The sequence below is a fragment of the Vibrio sp. FF145 genome, from assembly GCF_041439075.1.
Lineage (GTDB): Bacteria > Pseudomonadota > Gammaproteobacteria > Enterobacterales > Vibrionaceae > Vibrio > Vibrio tasmaniensis_A.
The window spans coordinates 54,732-81,108 of sequence record NZ_JBGONH010000005.1; the positions used below are offsets into that span (position 1 = coordinate 54,732).

Sequence of the window (26,377 nt, forward strand, 5' to 3'; positions counted from 1 at the left end):
TATTTACGGATATTTGTGTAATGATTTTTTCTTCTTCTCTACTGCTGAAACTTCTCCTTATCGTGAACCAATCGCGCGGGTAAGTTGTGGGTCAAGAACTACACAAATATTAAAACCCGCACTGAGCGGGTTTTTTTGTAACTGGCACTTTTAAAAGAACATCATTCTTAATAATAATTTGGATAGCAATCGATTCATTATCGATATAAGGAAGCACCCATGAACGATCAAGTAATAATTTTTGATACTACCTTACGTGACGGCGAGCAAGCATTGGCTGCAAGCCTTACGGTAAAAGAGAAGTTACAGATCGCTTATGCTCTTGAGAGACTGGGTGTAGATGTTATCGAAGCTGGCTTCCCTATTTCTTCTCCGGGTGATTTTGAGTCAGTACAAACCATCGCTAAACACATCAAAGACAGCCGTATTTGTGCGCTTTCTCGTGCCGTAGCGAAAGATATCGATGCCGCTGCCGAAGCGCTTAAAGTTGCTGACCAGTTCCGTATTCATACCTTCATCTCAACATCAACGGTTCACGTACAAGACAAATTACGCCGCAGCTACGATGACGTAGTAGAGATGGCAGTGAAAGCAGTCAAGCACGCTCGTAACTATACCGATGATGTTGAATTCTCTTGTGAAGATGCCGGCCGTACCCCTATCGACAACCTATGTCGCATGGTTGAAGCCGCGATTAACGCAGGCGCGAAAACCATCAACATTCCAGACACAGTGGGCTACACAGTACCAAATGAGTTTGGTGGCATTATCAAGACGCTATTCGATCGCGTACCCAACATCGACCAAGCGATCATCTCTGTTCACTGTCACGATGACTTAGGTATGTCGGTTGCAAACTCAATTGCTGCTGTGCAAGCGGGCGCTCGCCAAATTGAAGGCACAATCAACGGTATTGGCGAACGTGCAGGTAACTGTTCTTTAGAAGAAATTGCAATGATCATCAAAACTCGCCAAGAGCTTTTGGGTGTTCATACTGGCTTGGATCACAAAGAGATTCACCGTACCAGTAAGTTGGTTAGCCAACTTTGCCACATGCCGATTCAAGACAATAAAGCAATCGTCGGTGCTAACGCATTCAGCCACTCTTCAGGTATTCACCAAGATGGCATGCTTAAGAACAAGAACACTTACGAGATCATGACACCTGAGTCTATTGGCTTGAAAAACAAAGCCTTAAACCTAACAAGTCGTAGTGGCCGAGCAGCTGTTAAGAGCCACATGGACGCGATGGGTTATAAAGACAATGAGTACAACCTAGATTCATTGTACGAAGACTTCTTGAAGCTTGCTGATCGTAAAGGACAAGTGTTCGATTACGACCTAGAAGCATTGATGCACTTCGCGAATCTACGTGATGAAGATGACTTCTATAAACTTAACTACCTAAGCGTACAATCTGGTAGTGTTATGTCTACCACCAGCATCAAACTGCAATGTGGTGATGAAGAGAAATGCGAAGCGGCTGTCGGCAACGGCCCGGTTGATGCTTTATACCAATGTATCTACCGCTTAACAGGCTACGAAATCGCGTTGGATAAGTTCGACCTAACTGCAAAAGGTGAAGGTGAAGATGGCTTAGGTCAAGCTGACATCATTGCTAACTATAAAGGCCGTAAGTACCACGGTACGGGCGTTTCAACCGATATCGTTGAAGCTTCTGGTCAAGCGTTGCTACACGTTATCAATAGCATTCAACGCGCAGACACTATTGCTGAAATGAAGCAGCAAAAATTCGCGACAGTTTAATACCCCAATAACAGAGCCCTAGAGCCGATGTTGTTGGCTTTAGGGACAAAATTTAAAACGAGCCAAACAGCTCAGTAACAAGAATTAAAGGATTAACATGACAAATAAATCATACAAGATTGCCGTACTACCTGGTGATGGCATTGGCCCAGAAGTAATGCAACAAGCACACAAGGTGCTAGACGCGATTGAAAAGAAACACGCAATTAGCTTTTCTCGCGAAGAGTATGATGTTGGTGGTATCGCAATTGATAACCACGGCTGTCCACTTCCAGAAGCAACAGTTGCAGGTTGTGAAGAATCTGACGCGGTACTTTTTGGTTCTGTCGGCGGCCCTAAATGGGAACATCTTCCACCAAACGACCAACCTGAACGTGGTGCGCTACTTCCGCTACGTAAACACTTCCAACTGTTCTGTAATCTACGTCCTGCGCAAATCCACAAGGGTTTAGAGTCTTTCTCTCCTCTACGTGCTGACATTTCAGGAAACGGGTTCGACATCGTTGTTGTTCGTGAACTAACAGGCGGTATCTACTTCGGTCAACCTAAAGGTCGTGAAGGCGAAGGCGCAACAGAAAAAGCGTTTGATACTGAGGTTTACCACCGTTACGAAATCGAACGAATTGCGAAGATTGCGTTTGAATCTGCACGTCTACGTAACAAAAACGTTTACTCAATCGATAAAGCGAACGTTCTTCAGAGCTCTATCCTATGGCGTGAAGTGGTTGAAGAAGTAGCGAAAGACTACCCAGATGTAAAACTAAGCCACATGTACATCGATAACGCGACCATGCAGCTAATCAAAGATCCATCTCAGTTTGATGTGATGCTTTGTTCAAACATCTTCGGTGACATCATCTCTGATGAGTGTGCAATGATCACAGGCTCTATGGGCATGCTTCCTTCTGCAAGCTTGAACGAAAGCAACTTCGGCTTATACGAACCTGCGGGCGGCAGTGCTCCAGATATCGCAGGTAAGAACATCGCGAACCCAGTAGCGCAAATCCTTTCGGCAGCGCTAATGCTTCGTTACAGCCTAGGCGAAGAAGCGGCAGCACAAGACATTGAAGCCGCGGTATCTAAAGCACTTTCTGCAGGCGAGCTAACGGCAGACCTTGCAGGTAAGAACCAAGCACTGACTACCTCTGAAATGGGTGACAAGATCGCAGAGTACATCTTAGCTTCATAAGCTAAATACTCCGATTAGAAGCAAGTACATAAGAATAATATCAAGCCAAGTCAGCGTAAACTGCATGACTTGGCTCGAAACAAACACTGGGACTGATGCTCCCAAGGAAGAAAAGCTATGTCGACAAACCAGCAAGCAAAAACCTTATACGAAAAAGTTTATGACGCTCACGTTGCGGTTGCAGCGAAGGGCGAAACGCCAATTCTTTATATCGATCGTCACTTAGTCCATGAAGTAACGTCGCCACAAGCCTTTGATGGCCTGCGTGAAAAAGGTCGTAAAGTTCGCCAAGTAGGCAAAACTTTTGCGACCATGGACCACAACGTATCGACACAAACAAAAGACATCAACGCTTCTGGTGAGATGGCTCGTATCCAAATGGAAACGCTATCGAAAAACTGTGAAGAGTTTGGTGTCACGCTTTACGACTTAAACCATAAATACCAAGGTATTGTTCACGTAATGGGCCCTGAGCTAGGTATTACTCTGCCGGGCATGACCATAGTATGTGGTGACTCACACACAGCAACACATGGTGCATTTGGTTCATTAGCATTCGGTATCGGTACTTCAGAAGTCGAACATGTTCTAGCAACTCAAACGCTAAAACAAGCTCGCGCTAAAACCATGAAGATCGAAGTAAAAGGCAAAGTCGCTGAAGGCATTACAGCAAAAGATATCGTACTAGCTATCATCGGCAAGACAACAGCCGCTGGCGGTACAGGCTATGTGGTTGAATTCTGTGGTGAGGCCATTACTGACCTTACAATGGAAGGCCGTATGACGGTATGTAACATGGCAATCGAGCTTGGCGCGAAAGCAGGCTTAATCGCTCCAGATGCAACGACATACGAATACATCAAAGGTCGTAAGTTCTCTCCACAAGGTGAAGACTTAGAAGCTGCAATCCAATACTGGGATACGTTAAAAACCGATGCTGATGCAGAGTTCGATGCGGTTGTTACACTAGACGCAGCAGACATCAAACCGCAAGTTACTTGGGGCACTAACCCAGGTCAGGTTATTTCGGTAGACACACCAATCCCTGCACCAGAAAGCTTTGCAGATCCTGTTGAAAAAGCTTCAGCAGAAAAGGCTCTGGCGTACATGGGCCTTGAAGCGGGTAAATCTCTATCGGATTACAACGTCGATAAAGTCTTCGTAGGTTCTTGTACTAACTCGCGTATCGAAGACATGCGTGCAGCTGCAGCAGTAGCGAAAGGCCGCCAAGTAGCGAAACATGTTCAAGCATTAATCGTTCCGGGTTCTGAGCAAGTAAAAGCACAAGCTGAAGCTGAAGGCCTAGATAAGATCTTCATCGAAGCAGGCTTTGAATGGCGCCTACCGGGTTGCTCTATGTGTCTTGCAATGAACAACGACCGTCTAGGTCCACAAGAGCGCTGTGCCTCTACATCAAACCGTAACTTTGAAGGTCGCCAAGGCCGTGATGGTCGTACGCACCTAGTTAGCCCAGCAATGGCAGCCGCAGCAGCAATCGCTGGTCACTTTGTCGATATTCGTGAACTTTAATTAGAGGATTTAACATGTCAGGTTTTCAACAACACACCGGATTAGTCGTTCCTCTAGATACGGCCAACATCGATACTGATGCGATCATTCCAAAGCAGTTTCTACAGAAAGTAAACCGCATCGGTTTTGGTAAACACTTGTTCCACGATTGGCGCTTCCTAGATGACGCAGGCCAACAACCAAACCCTGAGTTTGTAATGAATGCACCACGCTATAAAGGCGCTTCTATTCTTCTAGCTCGTGAAAACTTTGGTTGTGGTTCATCTCGTGAACACGCACCTTGGGCGCTTGCCGATTACGGTATCCAAGTAATGATCGCACCAAGCTTTGCCGACATTTTCTACGGAAACTCAATCAACAACCAGATGGTGCCTGTTCGTCTTTCAGAGCAGGAAGTCGATGAACTATTCCAGTTCGTTGAAGCAAACGAAGGCGCAGAAATTGCGGTTGATCTAGAAGCAATGAAAGTCCGTGCAAACGGTAAAGAGTACTCGTTTGAAATTGATGAGTTCCGTCGTCACTGTTTGCTGAATGGCCTAGATAACATCGGCCTAACGCTTCAACACGCTGATAAGATCTCTGAGTTTGAAGCTAAGATTCCTAGCTTCCTAAAATAATGAGACGTTTCTGAATAAATCTAAAGGTTGGCCAAATGCCAACCTTTTTTTATTTGGCTAAGCTTTTAACTTAACTTCATATGTTTATTTAAATGAAGAGCAATGAAAGAAAATGGTAAGCCTTAAGGTCTTAGTAGTCAGTCATCAGGAGAATGCCATGAAACAACTACTTTTTATTGTCAGCCTACTTTTCTCAACGTTAGCTTGGCCTGCGCCTAAATCCGATCTTTGGCCATACTGGAATCAAAGCAACGAAACCAATCTAGAACAGGTATCTCATCAAGATTGGCAGCTATTCCTCGACAAATACTTAGTTCAACAAGGTCAAAATACCCTAGTTCGCTATAAAGCAGTGAGCACTGCCGATAAGACCAAACTCAAGCAGTACATAAAGAGATTAGAACAGGTTAATCCGCTCGACTATTCAAAAGCGGAGCAGTATGCCTATTGGGTTAATCTATATAACGCCGTGACTGTCGATTTGATTCTTGATGCCTACCCGATCAAATCCATCACTAAACTTGGCGGACTATTTAGTTTTGGGCCATGGGGAGATGATGTCGTCGTCGTTAACGGGAAGTCACTGACACTCAATGACATTGAACATCGAATTTTAAGACCGATTTGGCAAGATCCGCGCACTCATTATGCGGTGAATTGTGCGAGTTTGGGTTGCCCTAACTTACAACCTCAGGCCTTTACTGCTGACAAGACTGATATGTTATTGGAGCTTGCTGCATCTGAGTATGTAAACAGTGATAAGGGTGTATTGGTTAGCAACAGCAAACTACAACTATCATCGATTTACGAATGGTTTGCTGTGGATTTTGGTACAGAAAAACAACTCATTCAACACCTAGACCAGTATCGTACTCAACCTGTCACGAATACTAACAAAATCAGCTATGACTACGATTGGTCGCTCAACCAAGCAAACTAGTTTTAACGTTAAAGCTCATGAATGAAGCCAAACAAAAAAAGAGGCTAAAGGTTTTTATTAACCACTTGCCTCCTTTTTATCTATTGAACTGTGTTTCTACAATTAAAAGCTTGAGCCCGGTTGCTGCAAGAACTCAATCTCTTCAGGAGTCGAAGTTCGCCCTAACACCTCATTACGGTGCGGATAGCGACCAAACTGCTCAATGATAACCTTGTGCTTAAACTCAAAATCAAGATTATGTTCTAACCCCGTTTGAGAAAAGAGCTCCACGGCTTGTTCATGAACCAACAAAGATTCACTGTGCATATAAGGCATATACAGGAAGCTTTTTTGTTGCTCGTTAAGCTGGTGATCAAAACCACCCGCTACCGCCTCTTGCGCTAGAACTAACGCCATCGGGTCAGCCGAAAAAGCTGTCGGACTGTTTCTACCAATATTTCGAGAAAACTGATCAAGCACGATAATTTCAGCTAAGCGCCCTTCTGCATTTTGTCGCCACTCAAATAGCTCGCCTTGAATGGCTGCTTTATGCAATTCAGAAAATCGAGACTCTATCAAAGTGTCAATCTCGGCGCCGCCAGTAAACCAATCTTTAGGCGTCAACTCATCGAACCAAAACTCTAGAACATCCTGATACATTACCGTCATATAATTCCCTTTAATAAAAAACCGAGTAACTTTGTTATTACTCGATCTAATGTTCGATTACTTAAAACCTTTGACCTTCTTTATCAAGTCATAAGCATTTTGAATTTCTTGCGATTTTTCTTTCGCAACATTCATCATCTCAGGCGGTAAACCCTTCGCCATCAGTTTATCTGGGTGATGTTCATTCATCAGCTTGCGGTAAGCTTTCTTCACCTCTTTACCCTCGGCACTTTCACTCACACCAAGAACTTTAAACGCATCGGCCAATTGGTTTTGTTGCGAAGCCTGTTGCCAACCAGATGACTGCCCGTGACCTTGATGACCACCAAAGCTTCCACCCTGCTGTTGAAAACGGAATGCAGCTTCTTGCATCTGTAAACGGCGTTCTAGTTGTTCTGCAGAAAAGCCAAGACCTTGCGCTATCTTATGCAGAACTTGGCGCTCACTAGGATGCAAGCTGCCATCAGCAAATGCTGCGGATACCTGTAGCTCTAAAAAGAACTGCAGAAGATCAAAACGGCCGCCCGATGAGATCTTCACACGCTCAAGCACATCGCTTAACGGGAAGTCACTTTCTTTGCCATCACGAAACGCATCTTGCGCCGCTTTACGTTGCTCGCCATGCAGGTTCATGCGCTCCATCATTGTAGAAGCGAGCTGAATCTCTTCCGGAGTTACCTGCCCCTTGGCTTTAGCAACATGTCCCATAACCGCAAAAGCCGCTTTAAAGAACTCGTTTTGCCTTTCAGCTTGGCTTGGACCTCGTCCAAAACCAGAGCTATTGAAGCCCGATTGGTTCAATCGGCGAGCTTTATCAAATTGGTGCCCTAAAAATAGGCCAAAAACTAAACCGAGCGGCCCCCCAAATAAAAAACCAAAAAAAGCGCCCAAAATTTTGCCAAATATTTGCATTATGTGTTCTCTATCTATGAATTTTGTCTGAGTAATGCTGTCTGATGATGCTGAATGCTAATATTTCCTTTATCATAAGGAAAATGCTTTATTAATTGGATTGATACTAGATCAACCCTTCATCTAGTGACACAGGATAGTTCAACTTCATGCAATCTTTTTCCCGCACCTTGTTAGCCGCGTCTATAAGTACGGCATTATACGTATCGACAACTCAAGCTGAAACAACCACCGATAATAGTGTGCAGGAAATGCCCGCTATAGGTCAATGCTTGATCAAACCCTCGAAAGATCCTATCGACCAATGCAGAGTTCAACCCGTATCAGAAAACGATACACAACTGCCAGCTCACGTTGAGTCAGATCGTTTAGAAGCGATCAATGGCGACAAGGCAATCTACTCAGGTGATGTAAGAGTCACGCAAGGAATCAAAATCATTCTTGCTGACAATGTGACGCTTCACCAACAAGAAAATATCGTTGTAGCTGAAGGCAACGTAAACTTTAGTGATGGTCAAATTAAATCAGTTTCAGAAAGAGCAACCAATAATCTGACTACCGATGAAATGACGCTCGAAAATACCAATTATGAATTCCTCTGTGAGCAAGGCAGAGGAGAGGCGGTTTATATCGCGAATACAGGTAAAGCCGTCTATGAAATCGAAGACGGCTCAATCACCTCTTGCCCTATTGGCGACAATGCATGGCGACTAAGAGCATCAAGTATCGATGTCGACCAAAATGAAGAAGAGGCTACGTTCTACAATCCAAGATTTGAAATTCAGAGTGTTCCTGTTTTTTACCTGCCTTACTTAACCGTTCCGATTGGTGATACACGTAAAACAGGTTTCTTATATCCGACGGTATCATATGGCTCAAGTGATGGTTTTGAATTTGAGATCCCGGTTTATTGGAACTTGGCACCAGAATATGATCTGAAAACCACCTTTAAACACATGAAAGAGCGTGGTACTCAGCTTAACAGTGAATTTAGATATTTAAGCGATTTTGGTTCAGGGATAATTAAGTCAGAATACTTGCCTGATGACAAAAAATACCCAGAGAAAGGCAAACGTTGGGGGGCTCAACTTTATCACTCAGGAATATTCCAAGAATCTTGGTTGTTTGAAATTGATTACTCAAAAGTTGGCGATATCGAGTACTTCACAGATGTCAACGGAAGCGGCATTGGTAACCGTGAGGACGGTCAGTTACTTCAAGAAGGGCTAGCAACCTATCGATCTCAAAATTGGGATGCCTCTGTACTTGTGCGAGACTTTCAGGTTCTTACAAACTCAAAAAACAACCTCCCTTACCGCCTGCTCCCACAGCTTGAATACAACTATTATGCCCCTGAGGTAACGGAGTATTTAGACTTCGATCTGATCAGCCATGTGTCTCTGTTTGATACCGATGCAAAAGGCAAACCATCAGCAACTCGTATTCACGTTGAGCCTGGAATTACAATCCCTGTAGGCAACACTTGGGGGACTTGGACCACAGAAGCCCGACTGCTTGGTACTTACTACCAACAAGATCTTGATGGTGTTGATACCACAAGTGACAAATATAAAGATTTAGAAAAATCAGTAAGTCGAGTAATCCCTGAATTTAGGAGTCATGCAGGTATCGTTTTAGAAAGAGATACCAAGGTCATTGGTAACTACACTCAAACTCTAGAACCCCAAGTTCAATACCTGTACGTACCAAAAGAAGATCAAAACAACATTGGTCTTTACGATACGACACTTCTGCAGACTGATTATTATGGTCTCTTTAGAAGCCGTAAATACAGTGGTGTAGACCGCATCGCTGCAGCTAACCAAGTAAGCTACGGTGCATCATCTCGTTTCTTTGATGATGAGTATAAAGAGCGACTCAATGTGTCTTTTGGACAGATCTTTTATATCGACAAAGATACGAAACAACATCTAACACTTGATACTAAAGATAAGAACTCGAATTACTCATCTTGGGCTGTAGAAGTCGACTTTAATTACGACGACTACCTGTTTTATCATGGTGGTGTGCAGTACGACATCGACACCACAGCAATGCAACTAGCCAACAGCACCATTGAGTACCGTTTTTCTGGTGGTTATATCCAAACCAACTACCGCTACGTAACCAAAGAGTATATCGAAGACACTGTTGATTTTAATGTTGGATCGATTACTAAAGATGGTATATCTCAAGCAGGATTACTCGGAGCCTACCAGATTTCACGTAAGTGGAGTGCCAGCGCTCAGTATTTCTATGATTTAACAACCGAAGAGAACCTTGAGTGGTTAGCTAAACTCAATTACAAGTCAGATTGTTGGTATATCGGCTTCACCTATAGTAACCAATTACGTAGATGGGAAGGTGATTACATCAACACATCGAATGCGACACCAGTATACGAGAAAAACTTTGGCTTTAACTTCGGTATTGTTGGCTTTGGTACCAACATAGGCTCAGACTCAAGCGAAGTAAGTGAAACAAGCTCAGGTAACGCACTCAGCTACGGTCGTCCATTCTTCTTAAACAACTAATTTTCTTTACTGATAAAACATCGGTGAATATAAAGGATTACACATGACATTGTGGAAACGCACATTAATAGCTATCGCAGCGGCTTGTACTTTATCAACAAGCTATGCCGCACCAGTTGAACTCGATAGCGTAAAAGTAATCGTCAACGAGGGCGTGATCTTACAAAGTGACATTGATACTTCAATGAAAACACTGCGCGCAAACGCGAAGAAAAGCGGACAAACATTACCATCACAAGATGTATTGAATGAGCAAGTTCTAGAAAAGCTGATCATCGATACAATTCAGACCCAAGAAGCGGAACGTATTGGGGTTCGAATTGATGATGCTCGACTGGATCAAGCGATTGAAGGCATTGCAAAAGATAACAACCAAACAGTACAGCAACTGACTTCATCGGTTGCTGAAGAAGGCCTGAGCTACAATGCATTTCGTGAGCAAGTAAGAAAAGAGATTGCAGCCAGTGAAGCTCGTAATGCCTTGGTTCGCCGTCGTATTAATATCCTTCCTGCAGAAGTTGACAACCTAGCGGACATCTTAGCGCAAGAAACCAATGCGACGGTTCAATACAAAATTGGCCATATTCAACTGCGATTCAATGATGACCAAACCAAAGAAGAATTAGAAGCACAAGCGACTGATTTAGTGGAAGAGCTAAACAACGGCAAAGACTTTAGCACCATGGCATATACATACTCTAAAGGCCCTAAAGCGTTACAAGGTGGTGATTGGGGTTGGATGCGTAAAGAAGAGATGCCTACGATTTTTGCAGACCAAATCAAAATGCAGAATAAAGGCAGCATCATCGGTCCTTTCCGAAGTGGTGTTGGCTTCCATATTCTAAAAATTGAAGACGTAAAAGGTTTGGAAACCGTTGCAGTTACCGAAGTTAATGCACGTCATATTTTGATTAAGCCAACGGTTATCTTGAGTGATGACGGTGCGAAAGAGCAGCTTGAAGAAATCACTCGTCGTGTAAACGCAGGTGAAGCGAGCTTTGGTGATCTTGCACAGCAATACAGCCAAGATCCAGGTTCAGCAGTACAAGATGGTGAGTTAGGCTACCAAACTCCAGATTTATACGTTCCTGAGTTCAAACACCAAGTAGAAACGCTACCTGAAGGTAAGATCAGTGCGCCATTCAAAACCGTGCACGGTTGGCACATTGTTGAAGTACTAGACCGTCGCGAAGTCGACCGTACCGATTCAGCATTGAAAAACAAAGCTTATCAAATTCTATTTAACCGTAAGTTCAACGAAGAAGTCGGTGCTTGGCTGCAAGAAGTAAGAGCTAGCGCCTTTGTTGAAGTGGTCGAGGATGACCAAGATGACAACTAGACGCCTTGTCATTACAGCAGGTGAACCGGCGGGAATTGGGCCAGATTTAACTCTCGCACTATCCCAAGAAAGCTGGCCACATCAGCTCGTGGTTTGTTCGGATAAGAGCCTATTAGCAGAGCGAGCTGAAATGTTAGGGATTGAGGTTGAGCTGTTGGACTACGATTCAACCGCGCCCAAGCAACCTCAACGCTCTGGAACATTGGTTGTGAAACACGTTCCACTAGCTGAAACAGCAGTTGCAGGCCAACTCAACGAGGCTAACGGTCATTACGTATTAAATACTTTAGAAACCGCAGCAATTGGCTGTATGAATGATGAATTTGATGCTATTGTCACCGGCCCTGTTCACAAGGGTGTAATTAACCGAGCTGGCGTTGCTTTTAGTGGCCATACCGAGTTCTTTGCAGAGAAGTCCAATACTCCACTTGTCGTGATGATGTTGGCAACAGAAGGGCTGCGTGTTGCTCTAGTAACAACGCACATCCCGCTAGCTTATGTATCTCAAGCAGTGACCGAAGACAGATTAGAGCAAATCATTGCTATTCTGCATAAAGACTTGGTTGAAAAATTTGCGATTGAGAAACCAACTATCTACGTGTGTGGTTTGAATCCACATGCTGGTGAAGATGGTTGTTTGGGTCGTGAAGAGATAGAAACTATCACCCCTACGCTAGAAAAAATTCGCCAGAAAGATGGTATTAATTTAGTTGGCCCATTGCCAGCAGACACCATCTTTAATGAAAAATATTTGCAAGATGCAGATGCTGTTTTAGGTATGTATCACGACCAAGTACTCCCAGTATTGAAATACAAAGGGTTTGGTCGCTCAGTGAACATCACGCTTGGCTTACCGTTTATTCGCACATCAGTCGATCACGGTACCGCCTTAGACTTGGCTGGGAAAGGCCAAGCCGATACAGGGAGCTTTAGAACAGCGCTCACGCACGCCATTGAATTAGTAGAGAAAAAGCAATGAGAAATGATGTCCACTTAGGGCACAAAGCGCGTAAACGTTTTGGTCAAAACTTCCTTAACGATCCATACATTATTGATGGCATCGTATCGAGTATTAACCCACTACCAGGCCAGAACTTAGTAGAAATCGGCCCCGGTCTTGGTGCGATTACTGAGCCTGTTGGCAAGCTTGTCGACAAGTTCACAGTAATTGAACTGGATAGAGATCTTGCTGAACGTCTGCGTAATCACCCTGATCTTGCTGAAAAGTTAACGATCTATGAAGGCGATGCAATGAAGTTCGATTTCGAACAACTTGTTAAGCCAAACAACAAGCTACGTATCTTCGGTAACTTGCCATACAACATCTCTACACCATTGATGTTCCACCTTTTTGAGTTCCATAAAGACGTGCAAGACATGCACTTTATGCTTCAAAAAGAAGTCGTTAACCGATTAGCAGCGGGTCCTGGTACTAAAGCTTACGGTCGTCTAACGGTTATGGCTCAATATTACTGTAAAGTCACTCCTGTTTTAGAAGTGCCACCAACAGCATTTGTTCCGCCACCGAAAGTAGACTCTGCAGTCGTTCGCCTTCAGCCTTATGAAGTACTGCCTTACCCGGCAAAAGATCTTAAGTGGTTAGATCGCGTATGTCGCGAAGGCTTTAACCAGCGTCGTAAAACAGTACGTAACTGCTACAAGAGCCTAATCGACAAGGAAGTGCTTGAAGAGCTAGGTGTAAACCCTGGCATGCGCCCTGAGAACCTGACGCTCGAACAGTTTGTCGATATGGCGAACTGGTTGCACGACAGTCACAACGCTGATAAATAATCGAAAAAGGCTCCTACACTTCGGTGAGGAGCCTATTTTTTATGTAATACTTAAAGCATACCAACAACAAAAGGTGCGAATATGGATATATCTACGCCTTGTATCAAATGCCAAGTTCATTCTAAATATATTGAAGAACAATCTGAGCCATCTAAGAATCGCTACGTTTTCGCTTACATCATTACCATCAAAAATCTAAGTAAAACAACAGTACAACTTATGTCTCGTCGCTGGCTGATTACTGATTCCAACGGTAAACAACTCACCATAGAAGGTGATGGCGTGGTTGGACAGCAACCTGTGATTGAAGCCAATGACGAATACACATACACCAGTGGCACCGTCATCGAAACCCCAGTGGGAGTCATGCAGGGACACTATGTAATGACCGATCATAAAGGCATTGATTTCATAACAGAAGTCGACCCATTTAGACTGGCCATCCCCAATATTCTTAACTAGTACACATCTACCACTTACAGGAAAATGCTGTGTCGAATTATATTGTCGGAGACATCCAAGGATGCTTCGACGAACTTCAGTTACTGCTTGAAACCATCAACTTTGATAAACAACAAGATACGTTATGGGTCGCCGGAGACATAGTTGCTCGTGGCCCTAAATCCTTAGAGACGTTACGTTTTGTTCGTAGCCTTGGCAGTTCAGCGAAGGTGGTATTGGGTAACCATGATTTACATCTACTTGCGGTCTCCTTAGGCCTCTTTTCAGCCAAACCAAAAGACAAGACTCAACCAATTCTTGATGCTGAAGACCGTGACCAATTGCTGGAATGGTTAAGACAACACCCCTTGATGCAAGAACACCCTGAGTTTGTCATGACACATGCGGGCATCTCACCTCAATGGGACTTAGAACAAGCACGTACAGAGAATCGAGAGATAACGTCATTACTGAAATCGGACCGTTGGCAGTGGCTTATTGAGAACATGTACAGCAACACGCCAGATCTCTGGAACAACGAATTGCAAGACATCGAACGTTATCGCTATGCGATCAATAGCCTGACAAGAATGCGCTTCTGTTTTGAAGATGGCCGACTCGACATGGCATGTAAGCTACCACCGAATGAAATTACCGATGAACCACTAGTGCCATGGTTTGACCTTCCGCAACGCATTACGCTTGATAAAACCGTTGTTTTTGGGCACTGGGCTGCGCTTGAAGGCTATAACGGAAAAGATGTAATTGGACTTGATACTGGATGCGTCTGGGGAGGAGAATTGACGATACTTCGCTGGGAAGACAAACAGTTTTTTACTCAAAAAGCGCTATAAAAAAACGAGATACGAGATACTTGCGCTAGCTGGGTACAGTAACGCAAGTATTTTTCAGAGCCTAACTCTTAATAACCACAGTTAACGCTCGAGAACCACAAACTCCATATCGTGCTTGTTTTTCTCATCCGCTTGATAAGTATCATTAAAGCTCTGCTTCCAACCTTCTCCCCAGTCTGGGAATTGAGTATCACCATCCACATCAAAATCGATATAAGTCAGGTATAACTTGTTCGCTTTTGGTAAGCAGCTTTCATAGATTGAACCACCACCGATGATCATCACCTCATCAACATCACTTACCAGCTCTAGTGCTTTTTCAATCGAAGTTACCGTCGTTACGCCTTCGATTTCTAAACTCTCGTCGCGGCTGATTACAACGTTTAGCCTCCCTGGCAAAGGGCGACCAATTGAATCGTAAGTCTTACGTCCCATCACGACAGGTTTGCCCATAGTTGAGCGTTTAAACCATGCGAAATCTGCAGGTAAATGCCAAGGCATCTGATTGTCTTTACCAATTACACGGTTGTTCGCCATTGCCGCTATCATGCTGATGATCATAAATCGAAAGTCCTGTCCTTACTTGAAAATGAAGTTGAAGCTAGACGATAGGTCTACGACGGTAGAATAACAGCCCAGGCACTGCTAAGCCAACCGCAAGCCCTGCGATAATGAACATCGATTTCAAAAAGTTCTCCATCAACAATGCCAATAGTTCTGGGTTGTATCCGGCTCGGTTGATCTCAACCATGGCAATCATCGCCTTAAAGGCAAACACACCAGGAACCATGGGAATCAAGGCTGCAACAGTAAATACTTTCGGGTGCGCTAACAATTTATGCGACCAATGCACCCCTATCATGCCTACCAATGTAGCAGCAAAGAACGTCGCCCATTCAATGGGAATGCCAAAATGCATCATTAAGTAACGGCTACCGTGGCCAATTGAGCCTCCAAGCGCGCAATAGATCAACGCTCGTTGTGGTACGTTAAACACCAATGCAAAGCCGACGGCAGGTATCGCAGCAAAAAACATATCGTTCAGAAGGCCTACCAATAATTCAAAGATAGTCATTAGCTTGCCCACCCCCACACGTCTGAAAGGCTCATCGCCGCAACAATACCTAAGCTTGTTGCCAACGTTAATAAACTGGCCATGGTGAAGCGTGCTAGACCCATATTAATATGGCCTTTAAGCATATCCGCAACAGAGTTAATTAAAGGGAAACCGGGCACAAGCATCAGCACAGAAGAAGCCATCACGATAGTGGGTTGGCCACCGATGTTATAAAGAACCGCTTGCGCTGAAATAGTTGTCGTAACAAACGCTGTGATAGCAAAGTTTAATAAGGGGTTAAAATGGCGATGACCAATTTCTTGTCTCACGATCATGCCGCAAGCTGAAGCAATAAAAGTCATCATGAAGACTTGCCCGTCTCCGCCCGCAAGGTGGCTAAAAGAGGCGCACGACAACCCTATCATCACAACCACTAACCAACGGTTGTAGCGCTCGGGGCTGATGTTTTGAATCTTTTTATACGCCAAATCATAATCGAGAATTCCCTTCTCCATCATGATGCAAATGCGTTGAATGTCGGTGATAACCTGCATGTTAATGCCACGATCAGCACAGCTTCGAGTCGTCGTTATGCAATGATCATCCATTACTGTTGTCACGACCAACGCATTGGCTGACAGTGCAACTTCAACCTCATTCACCCCACAAGCAATACCGATGCGGCGCATAATATCACCGACCAGTGTGCTCTCGGCGCCGTGTGCCAATAACATTTGTCCTGACTGAGCGACTAACCTTGAGATCGCTCTTTGTTCTGATGCCATGATTTCCTTCCCATAGGCGTTATACCAATCACAGTAAGTAAGTGATCAGAAATAGCGCAGGAAAAAAGCTTGAGAACAAGGCAGAGATTTTCGATAAGTAGTTATTCTACAATCAAAATCTCTAACGCAGTTATCGAGCGTTTTAACAAGCTAGGGTGACCAGTTATTTACTACGATTGGTAATAATTATCTAGAAATAAATTCTGCATTAAAATTCGACAAGACATAATGATTTAGATACAAAAAAACCGCAATTTTCATTGCGGTTTAGTAAAACTATCAGTGTGCTTTAGAAGAAGCGACCAAAGTATTTATAAGAAACCCTGAGGCTTAGTCACGAACATAGATAACATGACCGTCATCTTCTTCGTCATCCCAGTCATCCCAATCGTCGTCATCTTCAGTAACGACATTCTTACCGGCCATCGCATCTTTATGGTAGTCATCCCACATAAAGTTAACTTTTTCTTCTTCTTCAATTGCTTCGACTTCACGAGGTAGGTTCTCCATGAACTCACCCAGTTTAAAGCAAAGATCTTTCGTGCCGATCTTGTTTACAGCAGAGATCTTGAAGTACTCGCCTTCCCAACCTAAAGCTTCGACGATTTCTTGAATCTTTTCGTCCGCTTCTTCTTCAGGCATTAGATCAACTTTGTTGAATACTAACCAGCGAGGTTTCTGTGCCACTTTTTCGCTGTATTGCTCAAGCTCGTCAATGATCGTCAGTGCATTCTGAATAGGATCAGAACCATCAATCGGCAAAATATCGATCATGTGCAGAAGAACACGACAACGCTCAAGGTGCTTTAAGAAACGAATACCCAGACCAGCGCCATCTGCAGCACCTTCGATTAGACCCGGGATGTCAGCAACAACGAAGCTCTTTTCAGGGACAACACTAACAACACCTAAGCTAGGGATTAGCGTAGTAAACGGGTAATCAGCAACTTTCGGTTTCGCAGCAGATACTGAGCGAATAAAAGTAGATTTACCAGCGTTTGGCAAGCCAAGCATACCAACATCCGCTAACAGAAGAAGCTCTAAACGTAGTTCGCGAACTTCACCTTTAGTACCCATTGTCTTTTGACGAGGAGCACGGTTAACCGACGACTTAAAACGCGTGTTACCAAGACCGTGCCAACCACCTTTACCAACCATGACTTTTTTGCCATGTTCAGCAACTTCAGCAACGATTTCATTAGTGTGGATATCAACAGCACGAGTACCTACAGGTACTTTCATGGTCATATCTTTACCACGCTTACCAGTACAGTTACCACCGCGGCCATTTTCGCCACGCTCTGCATTGTAAAAACGTTGGAAACGGTAATCGATCAGTGTGTTTAAGTTTTCATCCGCTTGGATGTAAACATCACCGCCATCACCGCCATCACCGCCGTCAGGACCACCTTTAGCGACGAATTTTTCGCGCCAAAAGCTTACTGTACCATTACCGCCATCACCGGCTTCTATTTTTACTGATGCTTCATCAACGAATTTCATTTTTTAACTCCGCACTTACGTTGCGTTACCACTCATCAAGGAGTGATATAAATTCTAGCAGATCCGTGTTTAGATCGATCACCTAAGATCTAGATCGATCTGCAACCAAGGAACAAATAAGGAGAGGTTCTTTGCTTTCCGTTTCTTAAAAAACAAACGGCTTCTCAAAACTAAACTGTTTATCAAACACCAAATTGCTTCTCAAACTAAAGCCAGAGCGTCTACTTTTTTATTCTCGCTATAAATAAAAAACCCTGCCGAATCGGCAGGGCTTTTGAATTCAGCTTGAAAGCTAGTATAAATAATCTAGTAAAAGATTAAATTACTCAGCTTCGATGCTTACAAACTTACGGTTTTTAGGACCTTTTACTGCAAATTTCACTTTACCTTCAGTAAGAGCGAAAAGAGTATGGTCTTTACCGATGCCAACGTTTGTGCCAGCGTGGAACTTAGTACCACGTTGACGAACGATGATGTTACCTGCAAGAACAGATTCACCACCAAAACGCTTAACACCAAGACGTTTGCTTTCTGAATCGCGGCCGTTATTAGTAGAACCGCCAGCTTTTTTATGTGCCATTGTTAAACTCTCCTAATACTTAAGCGTTAATGCCAGTGATTTTCACTTCTGTGAACCACTGACGGTGACCAGCTTGCTTACGCGAGTGCTTACGACGACGGAACTTAACGATTTTTACTTTATCGCCACGACCGTGTTGTACTACTTCTGCAGTAACCTTGCCACCTTCAACAAGAGGTGCACCAACAGCGATTTCTTCGCCGTTAGCAACAAGAAGAACTTTATCAAATTCTACAGTTGCACCAGTTTCAACGTCTAATTTCTCTAAACGAAGTGTTTGACCTTCGCTTACTCGGTGTTGTTTGCCACCAGATTGGAAAACAGCGTACATATTTTACTCCGCTTTTTCCGCACAGCCTATGGTTGTTAATTCTACAACTCGGGTGTGCGCTAAACTAATCAATAGGGCGCAGATTCTACGGGAATCATGCCGCTATGACAAGCCATATTTTTAAAATATTGGCGAAAACATGTTCGCCAAAGAAAAGTGCGGCAATGATGCCTTTAAGTGATGTATTAATCAACGTTTTTTAGTGTATTATTCAACAATTAAATACAACGTATAAGCCTTACAGGGTCTAACTTCAGCCGGATGAACAATGGATTTTAAAGCTATCCAAACGCTTACTGCCAATGATATGGCAAAAGTGAATGAAACAATTCAAGCCCAACTTAATTCTGACGTAAGTTTAATCAACCAGCTTGGTTTTTATATCGTTAGCGGTGGTGGCAAACGCCTACGCCCTTTGCTTGCTCTTTTATCAGCTCGTGCACTTGGTTACCAAGGTGAAGCTCACATCACCTCAGCCGCTTTTATCGAGTTTATCCACACAGCAACACTGCTTCATGACGATGTTGTCGACGAATCAGACATGCGACGTGGCAAAGCTACAGCGAATGCGGCTTTTGGTAATGCAGCTAGCGTTTTGGTTGGTGATTTTATTTACACCCGCTCATTCCAGATGATGACGACGCTTGGATCTTTAAGGATCCTTGAGCTAATGAGCGAATCAGTAAATGTGATTGCCGAGGGTGAAGTTCAACAATTGATGAACTGTAACAACCCAGACACCACAGAAGAAAGCTACATGCAGGTGATCTATTCAAAGACCGCTCGTTTGTTTGAAGCCGCAACCCAAATCGGCGCAATTCTTACAGAGTCTACACCTGAGATCGAAACGGCGATGCAAAACTACGGTAAGTACCTAGGAACAGCATTCCAGCTTATTGATGATGTGATGGACTACACCGCTGATGGTAAAGAGATGGGTAAAAATGTTGGTGATGACCTAGCAGAAGGCAAACCGACGTTACCGTTGCTTTACGCAATGCGCAATGGTTCCCCAGACCAAGCAAGCATGATTCGTGAAGCGATTGAAAAAGCTAATGGTATGGAACGTCTCGACGACATTATGTCTGTCATGAAAGAGACAGGCTCGTTAGAGTACACGACCAATAAAGCCTATGAAGAAGCTGATAAAGCCATTGCTGAGCTTTCTATTCTTCCTGAGTCAGAATACAAGCAGGCTTTAACTACGCTAGCTCATCTTGCAGTAAAACGTAGCAAGTAAATAGAAGCTAAGTAGTAAATAGACAGCTATATAATAAAAAAGAGCCTGTTGGCTCTTTTTTTGATCCTGCTAGATAATACTCAGGGTCTCAATAACGACTCGATTCTAACGATAGAGGTAGTTGCGCTTCGATCTCTTCAAGTTCTTCCAACGGAACTGCATATTGCTTATGACTATTGTAAGACTCAAACAACGCGAACTGCTCTTGCTCATCGATAACCAATATCTTGCCCAAGCGACCTAGATAGTTAACATTCATTCCCTTTTGGACTCTAGCCATAATTCGATACTCTAATTCTTCGAGATTAGAAAAAGATTACGAGTGGGTTGAATACAAGGATCAAAAAAGCCGATCGCAATGATCGGCTTTCGTTAACTGTCGTTTTAGCAGAGTTCAGTTATCTATCGCTTATTTAGCGAATTCAACACCAATCTCAATATCGCCATTTAGCGTTTCTAGCATGCTGTCTAGTGCATTGCGTTCAAAGTCGCTCAGTTCACCGTAGCTAAGAATCGCTTCAGCGCCTTCTTTGCCAAGTTTAACTGGTTGTGCGAAGAATGGTGCGTGCTCGCCTTCACCTTCAACGTAGGCACACTCAATCACGTTCTCTTCGCCTTGAAGTGCTTTCACTAGAGCAAGACCGAAGCGACAAGCCGCTTGACCCATAGATAGAGTCGCACTACCGCCACCCGCTTTAGCTTCTACTACTTCAGTACCCGCGTTTTGGATGCGAGTTGTTAGCGCTGCGATTTCTTCGTCAGTAAACTCAACACCTTCAACTTGAGAAAGCAGAGGAAGGATCGTTACACCTGAGTGACCACCGATAACAGGAACACGAATGTCGCCTGGATCTTTATCTTTCAGCTCAGCAACGAACGTTTCAGAACGAATGACATCAAGAGTAGTAATACCGAATAAACGACGCTTGTCGTAAACGCCTGCTTTCTTAAGTACTTCAGCAGCGATTGGCACTGTTGTATTTACTGGGTTAGTAATGATACCAACACAAGCAGTAGGACAAGTAACGGCAATTTTTTCAGCTAGAGACTTAACAATGCCAGCGTTCACATTGAAAAGATCCGCACGATCCATACCAGGTTTACGAGCAACACCCGCAGAAATAAGCACAACATCCGCACCTTCAAGTGCTGGAGTTGGATCTTCACCCGCGTAACCTTTGATCGAAACAGGCGTTGGGATATGGCTAAGATCGGCAGCAACCCCCGGGGTTACCGGAGCGATGTCGTAAAGTGCAAGATCTGAACCAGCAGGCAGGCGGTTCTTTAGTAGTAGGGCTAGGGCTTGACCGATGCCACCAGCGGCACCAATAACAGCTACTTTCATTGTTATTCTCCTTGAGAGCTTTCTCTTATAGATTCTTTGTAGGGTAATTCTTGAGCTAAATTTAAGTTAAAAAACTATATTAATCACAAAGTGATTACAATCAATTAACGCTAGCTTTGCGACTTCGCGCAAGTCAATAAAACCGTGCTACACAGCAAGTTCGCATTATGGCGATAATCATTTGAAATGACAAAACAACTCGTCTTAAATAACACATTATCCTATTAAATTTTTACAGTGATATGACTAACAAATTACCGTGATATTTTGGCGAGAACTGAATATGTATGCGAGAATATGCAAACATCTTTGTTAATGAATAAGAATGACATATGCGCAATACAGAAAAACAAGACAACTTAGTTCGAGCTTTTAAATCACTACTAAAAGAAGAACGTTTTGGTTCGCAAGGCGAGATTGTCGATGCCCTGAAGCATGAAGGCTTTGAAAGTATCAACCAATCTAAAGTTTCGCGTATGTTAACTAAGTTTGGCGCCGTGCGAACACGCAATGCAAAAATGGAGATGGTTTACTGTCTTCCTGCTGAACTTGGTGTTCCGACGGTTTCGAGCTCTTTAAGAGAGTTAGTGTTAGATATTGACCACAACAATGCATTGGTTGTGATACACACTGGCCCTGGTGCCGCGCAGCTTATTGCTCGCTTATTAGATTCATTAGGTAAGTCAGAAGGCATACTGGGGGTAGTTGCTGGAGATGATACTATCTTCATTACTCCAACCTTATCAGTTACCACTAAGCAACTGTTCGATTCTGTATGCGAACTGTTTGAATACGCAGGATAATTGCTCACAGTTTCATAACTATCAGCCATTACTATTGGATCACAAACACCTATTTAGTTCGTGATCCAAATCACATCCTAAGATATCTATCCCGCCTCTCCCAAAAATCACTAACTCATTGATTTTAAAAAACTCAATAGCAAATCAAACACGAGATCCAACCGTCATTTGTTAGATTTTTTCGCTATATCTTTTAACATTTGAGTAATTTTCTGCCAATTTTTGATATTATTCAGCCACTTTTTCATCACATGGATTGAAAAAGGTGCCGTTTCCAAATAGGAAACTCCAGAAACGACTACACTTGTTTCAGGGTTAATAATGAATAAAGGAAGGGAAATTCATGGCATTTACCAAACTGATTAAAGTTGGGGCTATTGCAGCTGCTGTAATGGGCGCTGGCGCAGTTAACGCTCAAGAGTTCATCACAATTGGTACTGGTTCAGTAACGGGTGTTTATTACCCGACTGGTGGTGCAATTTGTAAGCTAGTGAATAAAGGCCGTAAAGACCACAACATTCGTTGTTCTGTCGAGTCTACTGGCGGTTCAATCTACAACGTTAATACCATCCGTGCTGGTGAACTAGATTTCGGTGTTGTTCAATCGGACTGGCAATACCACGGCTACAACGGTACAAGTAAGTTCAAAGACCAAGGCGAATACAAGAAACTTCGTGCGATGTTCTCTCTACATACAGAACCGTTCAACATCATCGCTCGCACCGATGCAGGTATTAACAATGTTTCAGACCTAGCTGGTAAGCGTGTCAACATTGGTAACCCGGGTTCTGGCGATCGTGCAACGATGGGTGTTGTAATGGACTCTATGGGCTGGACTAACGATAGCTTCAAGCTTGCTTCTGAACTGAAAGGTTCTGAGCGTTCACAAGCACTTTGTGATAACAAGATTGATGCATTCATCTACATGGTTGGTCACCCGAACGGATCAATTAAAGAAGCGACAACGTCTTGTGATGCAAAACTGGTTTCTGCAACAGGTCCACAGATCGACAAGATCGTAGCTGAAAACCCATACTACGCATACAGCACAGTACCTGCTGGTATGTACCGCGGTACAGATGCTGACGTAAATAGCTTCGGTGTTGCTGCAACTATGGTAACAACTTCAGACGTTTCGGATGAAGTAGCATACAACGTTGCTAAAGCAGTATTTGAAAACTTCGCAACATTCAAACGTCTGCACCCAGCATTTGCTAACCTGAAAAAAGAAGACATGGTTAAAGCGGGTATCTCTATCCCTCTTCACCCAGGTGCCGCAAAATACTACAAAGAAGTAGGTCTTCTAAAGTAACTCTACTTTAAGCCTACTAAACCAATAAGGAGGCTAGTCCTCCTTATTGGCTTTTCACGTTTTATAAAAATAATTTAAGTGAAAAGAACAACCCTTTAAGTTTCTCCAATTTGGAGGACTTACCTTCGTATCAAGCCTAAGACAAAGACGAACAAAGAACGCATTTCTCTATCCATTCACTACACTAGATAGGAAAGAAATCACGTTTAGTTGTTCGTAACAAAAGGCAGACCATCAATAATAAGGATAAAGTACATGACGCAGACAACATCACCGTCTCCAGATGTGCAAGAAATGGTGGCACAATCAGATACTGGTGCGCGTAGCCCTCGTGGTATCCAAGGCCGTATTTTATGGTTTGTGCCTCTATGTTGGTCACTGTTCCAACTTTGGTATGCATCTCCGCTGCCATTCATTTTTAACTTCGCAATTTTAAACGACACTGAAGCTCGAGCAATTCACCTTACGTTTGCTATTTTCCTAGCCTTTACCGCTTATCCAGCCATGAAGAATTCGCCTAGGGATCGCATCCCAGCCGTCGACTGGATATTAGCGCTTGTAGGTAGCTTTTCAGCTTCTTATATCTATATTTTCTATACTCAACTCGCTGAACGCTCGGGTGCACCAACAACATTCGATATTGTTGCGGCCGTATTCGGTATGGTTCTGCTGCTTGAGGCAACACGACGCGCTTTAGGTCCACCTCTTATGGTTGTGGCAGCAGTCTTCCTACTTTACACCTTTGGCGGTCCACACATGCCAGACGTTATCGCCCACAAAGGTGCGAGCCTGAACAAGGCAATGTCGCATCTGTGGTTAACAACAGAAGGTGTGTTCGGTGTTGCTCTTGGCGTATCAACGTCATTCGTATTCTTGTTCGTACTGTTTGGTGCAATGCTAGAGCGCGCGGGTGCAGGTGCTTACTTCATCAAAGTGGCATTCTCTCTGCTTGGCCACATGAAGGGCGGCCCAGCGAAAGCAGCCGTTGTAGCATCTGGTTTATCTGGTCTGGTATCAGGTTCTTCGATTGCTAACGTAGTTACCACAGGTACCTTTACTATCCCGCTAATGAAGCGTGTTGGTTTCCCGGGAACAAAAGCGGGTGCAGTAGAAGTCGCAGCTTCAACCAATGGTCAATTAACACCACCGATCATGGGTGCAGCAGCATTCTTGATGGTTGAGTACGTGGGCATCTCTTACGTAGAAGTAATCAAAGCAGCACTACTGCCCGCTCTGATCTCTTACATCGCCCTGATTTACATTGTTCACTTAGAGGCATGTAAAGCAGGTATGACGGGCTTACCTCGTCGTCACACACCAACTATAGTGCAAAGCCTACTCTCTTTCACTGGTACTATCTTAGGCCTATGTGTCATCAGTGCTGCGGTTTACTACGGTGTCGGCTGGACAAAAGATGTCTTTGGCGCTGCAGCCACACCAATTGTGACTGTTGCTCTATTAGTCTCTTATGTCGCTCTGGTTCGTGTTTCTGCTAAATACGCAGCTGAAGGTGGCATGGAAATCGACGAGAACCTAACAGAAGTACCTGATCCAGGCCCAACGATTAAGTCTGGCCTTCACTTCCTACTGCCTATCGTAGTTCTAGTTTGGTGTTTAACGGTTGAACGTTTCTCTCCAGGTCTATCGGCATTCTGGGCGACCGTGTTCATGATCTTCATTCTGATCACTCAGCGTCCTTTAATGACTCTGATGAACAAATCAGACGATCTCGCAGAACAAACAAAAGCAGGCTTCGTTGATCTAGCAGAGAGCTTAGTTTCAGGCGCACGTAACATGATCGGTATCGGTGTAGCGACAGCTGCAGCAGGTACGGTTGTAGGCGTGGTAACGCTGACAGGTATCGGCCTTGTAATGACCGATTTTGTTGAGTTCATCTCAGGCGGTAGCATCATTCTAATGTTGTTATTCACTGCGGTAATCAGCTTGATCTTAGGTATGGGCTTGCCAACAACGGCGAACTACATCGTTGTATCAACATTGATGGCACCAGTAATTGTTACCTTAGGTGCAGCACACGGCTTGATCATTCCACTGATTGCGGTTCACTTATTCGTGTTCTACTTCGGTATTCTTGCGGACGATACACCTCCGGTAGGTTTGGCTGCATTTGCGGCCGCTGCGATTGCTAAATCAGACCCGATTCGTACCGGTATTCAAGGTTTTACCTACGATATCCGGACCGCGATATTGCCGTTCATGTTCATCTTCAACACCCAACTACTGTTGATGGGCATTGATTCTTGGTGGCACTTAGCACTGACGATTTTCTCTTCGGTTACTGCGGTACTTATCTTTGCAGCAGCGACACAAGGTTGGTGGTTCACTAAGAACAAGTGGTGGGAAACTATACTGCTTATCGTTCTGACCTTCTCTTTCTTCCGCCCTGGCTTCTGGTGGGACATGATTTATCCAGAGAAAGTTCTTTCACCTGGAGTTGAGATCGCTCAAATCACAGAAAATCTATCTGTGGGACAATCACTTGAATTGAGAGTCGGTGGCGAAAACTTAGAAGGTAACTATTCTGAGAAAACAGTTCGCCTTCCGTTTGAAGATTCTGCGACAACAAGTGAAGACCGCATTGCTTCAATGGGCCTAATGCTGACCCAAGCTGACGACAAGATGATTGTTGATATGGTTGAGTTTGGTAGCCCTGCTGAAGCCGCTGGCATTGACTTTGATTGGGAAATTAAATCCGTTATCCAAGATGCAGAACGACCAATGAAAGAGTGGGTATTCTTACCTGCCCTATTAATTTTGATTGGTTTAGCGATGAACCAAAGAAGGCGTGCTCGTAAGGATGAGATTAGCGCGTAATGGATAGAGCCAAATAGCGCTCTA

Annotated in this window: 25 protein-coding genes; 15 read left to right on the forward strand and 10 right to left on the reverse strand. The window is 43.9% G+C overall.

All coding sequences use genetic code 11. The features are described from left to right. The first annotated feature begins 219 nt into the window (after positions 1–219). The 5 genes from leuA (at position 220) to ACED42_RS03450 (ending at position 6,043) form a co-directional block, all read left to right on the forward strand. Positions 220–1,767 carry a 2-isopropylmalate synthase gene (gene leuA / locus ACED42_RS03430; RefSeq protein WP_009847816.1) on the forward strand — a complete coding sequence of 516 codons (1,548 nt, stop codon included), beginning with the start codon at positions 220–222 and terminating at the stop codon, positions 1,765–1,767. 97 nt (positions 1,768–1,864) lie between these two features. Further along, the gene (gene leuB / locus ACED42_RS03435; protein ID WP_371701416.1) at positions 1,865–2,956 is read left to right on the forward strand and encodes a 3-isopropylmalate dehydrogenase; all 1,092 of its coding nucleotides are present in this window, start codon (positions 1,865–1,867) and stop codon (positions 2,954–2,956) included. A 117-nt stretch (positions 2,957–3,073) separates the two neighbouring features. Further along, positions 3,074–4,486, forward strand: coding sequence for a 3-isopropylmalate dehydratase large subunit (gene leuC / locus ACED42_RS03440; protein ID WP_371701418.1), 1,413 nt, complete (start codon positions 3,074–3,076; stop codon positions 4,484–4,486). A gap of 14 nt (positions 4,487–4,500) precedes the next feature. After that, on the forward strand, positions 4,501–5,103 hold the full coding sequence (gene leuD, locus ACED42_RS03445; RefSeq protein WP_371701420.1) for a 3-isopropylmalate dehydratase small subunit: 603 nt from the start codon (positions 4,501–4,503) through the stop codon (positions 5,101–5,103). Positions 5,104–5,260: 157 nt separating this feature from the next. Next, positions 5,261–6,043: a DUF547 domain-containing protein gene (locus tag ACED42_RS03450; protein ID WP_371701422.1), complete on the forward strand. Its 783-nt coding sequence runs from the start codon at positions 5,261–5,263 to the stop codon at positions 6,041–6,043. A 102-nt stretch (positions 6,044–6,145) separates the two neighbouring features. Here ACED42_RS03450 and ACED42_RS03455 read toward each other — a convergent pair whose 3' ends face one another. Together ACED42_RS03455 and djlA are read right to left on the reverse strand one after the other, a co-directional pair. Beyond that, complete coding sequence (locus ACED42_RS03455; protein ID WP_371701424.1) at positions 6,146–6,691, reverse strand: DUF924 family protein; 546 nt, start codon at positions 6,689–6,691, stop codon at positions 6,146–6,148. Positions 6,692–6,748: 57 nt separating this feature from the next. Continuing rightward, positions 6,749–7,603 (reverse strand): co-chaperone DjlA, encoded by an 855-nt coding sequence (djlA, locus tag ACED42_RS03460; RefSeq protein WP_102543954.1) that lies wholly within the window; start codon positions 7,601–7,603, stop codon positions 6,749–6,751. Between the two features lie 149 nt (positions 7,604–7,752). On the opposite strand from djlA, the gene lptD reads away from it, so the two are divergent. The 6 genes from lptD (at position 7,753) to ACED42_RS03490 (ending at position 14,562) form a co-directional block, all read left to right on the forward strand. Next, positions 7,753–10,137: an LPS assembly protein LptD gene (gene lptD, locus ACED42_RS03465; protein WP_371701426.1), complete on the forward strand. Its 2,385-nt coding sequence runs from the start codon at positions 7,753–7,755 to the stop codon at positions 10,135–10,137. A 43-nt stretch (positions 10,138–10,180) separates the two neighbouring features. After that, the gene (surA, locus tag ACED42_RS03470) at positions 10,181–11,476 is read left to right on the forward strand and encodes a peptidylprolyl isomerase SurA (protein WP_371701428.1); all 1,296 of its coding nucleotides are present in this window, start codon (positions 10,181–10,183) and stop codon (positions 11,474–11,476) included. Beyond that, positions 11,466–12,455, forward strand: a complete 990-nt coding sequence (gene pdxA, locus ACED42_RS03475; RefSeq protein ID WP_032499217.1) for a 4-hydroxythreonine-4-phosphate dehydrogenase PdxA — start codon at positions 11,466–11,468, stop codon at positions 12,453–12,455. Before surA ends, pdxA begins: the two co-directional genes overlap by 11 nt. Next, complete coding sequence (rsmA, locus tag ACED42_RS03480) at positions 12,452–13,267, forward strand: 16S rRNA (adenine(1518)-N(6)/adenine(1519)-N(6))-dimethyltransferase RsmA (RefSeq protein WP_009847826.1); 816 nt, start codon at positions 12,452–12,454, stop codon at positions 13,265–13,267. The genes pdxA and rsmA overlap by 4 nt, the downstream gene beginning before the upstream one ends. An 81-nt stretch (positions 13,268–13,348) precedes the next feature. After that, entirely contained in the window at positions 13,349–13,729 is a 381-nt protein-coding gene (gene apaG, locus ACED42_RS03485; RefSeq protein WP_009847827.1) for a Co2+/Mg2+ efflux protein ApaG, read from the forward strand. 29 nt (positions 13,730–13,758) lie between these two features. After that, positions 13,759–14,562 carry a symmetrical bis(5'-nucleosyl)-tetraphosphatase gene (locus ACED42_RS03490; RefSeq protein WP_371701430.1) on the forward strand — a complete coding sequence of 268 codons (804 nt, stop codon included), beginning with the start codon at positions 13,759–13,761 and terminating at the stop codon, positions 14,560–14,562. A gap of 81 nt (positions 14,563–14,643) precedes the next feature. On the opposite strand, the gene folA is transcribed toward ACED42_RS03490, so the two are convergent. From folA to rplU, 6 genes are all read right to left on the reverse strand, one after another. Beyond that, the gene (gene folA, locus ACED42_RS03495) at positions 14,644–15,123 is read right to left on the reverse strand and encodes a type 3 dihydrofolate reductase (RefSeq protein WP_076645650.1); all 480 of its coding nucleotides are present in this window, start codon (positions 15,121–15,123) and stop codon (positions 14,644–14,646) included. Between the two features lie 40 nt (positions 15,124–15,163). Then, entirely contained in the window at positions 15,164–15,637 is a 474-nt protein-coding gene (locus tag ACED42_RS03500) for a threonine/serine exporter family protein (protein ID WP_016767785.1), read from the reverse strand. Then, complete coding sequence (locus tag ACED42_RS03505) at positions 15,637–16,404, reverse strand: threonine/serine exporter ThrE family protein (protein ID WP_269335457.1); 768 nt, start codon at positions 16,402–16,404, stop codon at positions 15,637–15,639. Before ACED42_RS03505 ends, ACED42_RS03500 begins: the two co-directional genes overlap by 1 nt. Before the next feature lie 330 nt (positions 16,405–16,734). Then, positions 16,735–17,907, reverse strand: coding sequence for an Obg family GTPase CgtA (gene cgtA, locus ACED42_RS03510; protein WP_009847831.1), 1,173 nt, complete (start codon positions 17,905–17,907; stop codon positions 16,735–16,737). A 322-nt stretch (positions 17,908–18,229) separates the two neighbouring features. After that, on the reverse strand, positions 18,230–18,487 hold the full coding sequence (gene rpmA, locus ACED42_RS03515; protein WP_004735905.1) for a 50S ribosomal protein L27: 258 nt from the start codon (positions 18,485–18,487) through the stop codon (positions 18,230–18,232). A gap of 19 nt (positions 18,488–18,506) precedes the next feature. Further along, complete coding sequence (gene rplU, locus ACED42_RS03520) at positions 18,507–18,818, reverse strand: 50S ribosomal protein L21 (protein ID WP_004740823.1); 312 nt, start codon at positions 18,816–18,818, stop codon at positions 18,507–18,509. Positions 18,819–19,086: 268 nt separating this feature from the next. Here rplU and ispB point away from each other — a divergent pair, with 268 nt between their 5' ends. Beyond that, on the forward strand, positions 19,087–20,058 hold the full coding sequence (gene ispB / locus ACED42_RS03525; protein WP_009847832.1) for an octaprenyl diphosphate synthase: 972 nt from the start codon (positions 19,087–19,089) through the stop codon (positions 20,056–20,058). 88 nt (positions 20,059–20,146) lie between these two features. On the opposite strand, the gene ACED42_RS03530 is transcribed toward ispB, so the two are convergent. Both ACED42_RS03530 and mdh read right to left on the reverse strand, forming a co-directional pair. Next, positions 20,147–20,338, reverse strand: coding sequence for a hypothetical protein (locus ACED42_RS03530; protein ID WP_017100846.1), 192 nt, complete (start codon positions 20,336–20,338; stop codon positions 20,147–20,149). A 129-nt stretch (positions 20,339–20,467) separates the two neighbouring features. Next, positions 20,468–21,403 (reverse strand): malate dehydrogenase, encoded by a 936-nt coding sequence (gene mdh, locus ACED42_RS03535; RefSeq protein WP_009847834.1) that lies wholly within the window; start codon positions 21,401–21,403, stop codon positions 20,468–20,470. Between the two features lie 332 nt (positions 21,404–21,735). Here mdh and argR point away from each other — a divergent pair, with 332 nt between their 5' ends. The 3 genes from argR (at position 21,736) to ACED42_RS03550 (ending at position 26,353) form a co-directional block, all read left to right on the forward strand. After that, on the forward strand, positions 21,736–22,206 hold the full coding sequence (gene argR / locus ACED42_RS03540; protein WP_004735909.1) for a transcriptional regulator ArgR: 471 nt from the start codon (positions 21,736–21,738) through the stop codon (positions 22,204–22,206). Positions 22,207–22,549: 343 nt separating this feature from the next. Continuing rightward, complete coding sequence (locus ACED42_RS03545; RefSeq protein ID WP_009847835.1) at positions 22,550–23,518, forward strand: TAXI family TRAP transporter solute-binding subunit; 969 nt, start codon at positions 22,550–22,552, stop codon at positions 23,516–23,518. 255 nt (positions 23,519–23,773) lie between these two features. Further along, positions 23,774–26,353 (forward strand): TRAP transporter permease, encoded by a 2,580-nt coding sequence (locus ACED42_RS03550; RefSeq protein ID WP_009847836.1) that lies wholly within the window; start codon positions 23,774–23,776, stop codon positions 26,351–26,353. The last annotated feature ends 24 nt before the right edge of the window (positions 26,354–26,377 follow it).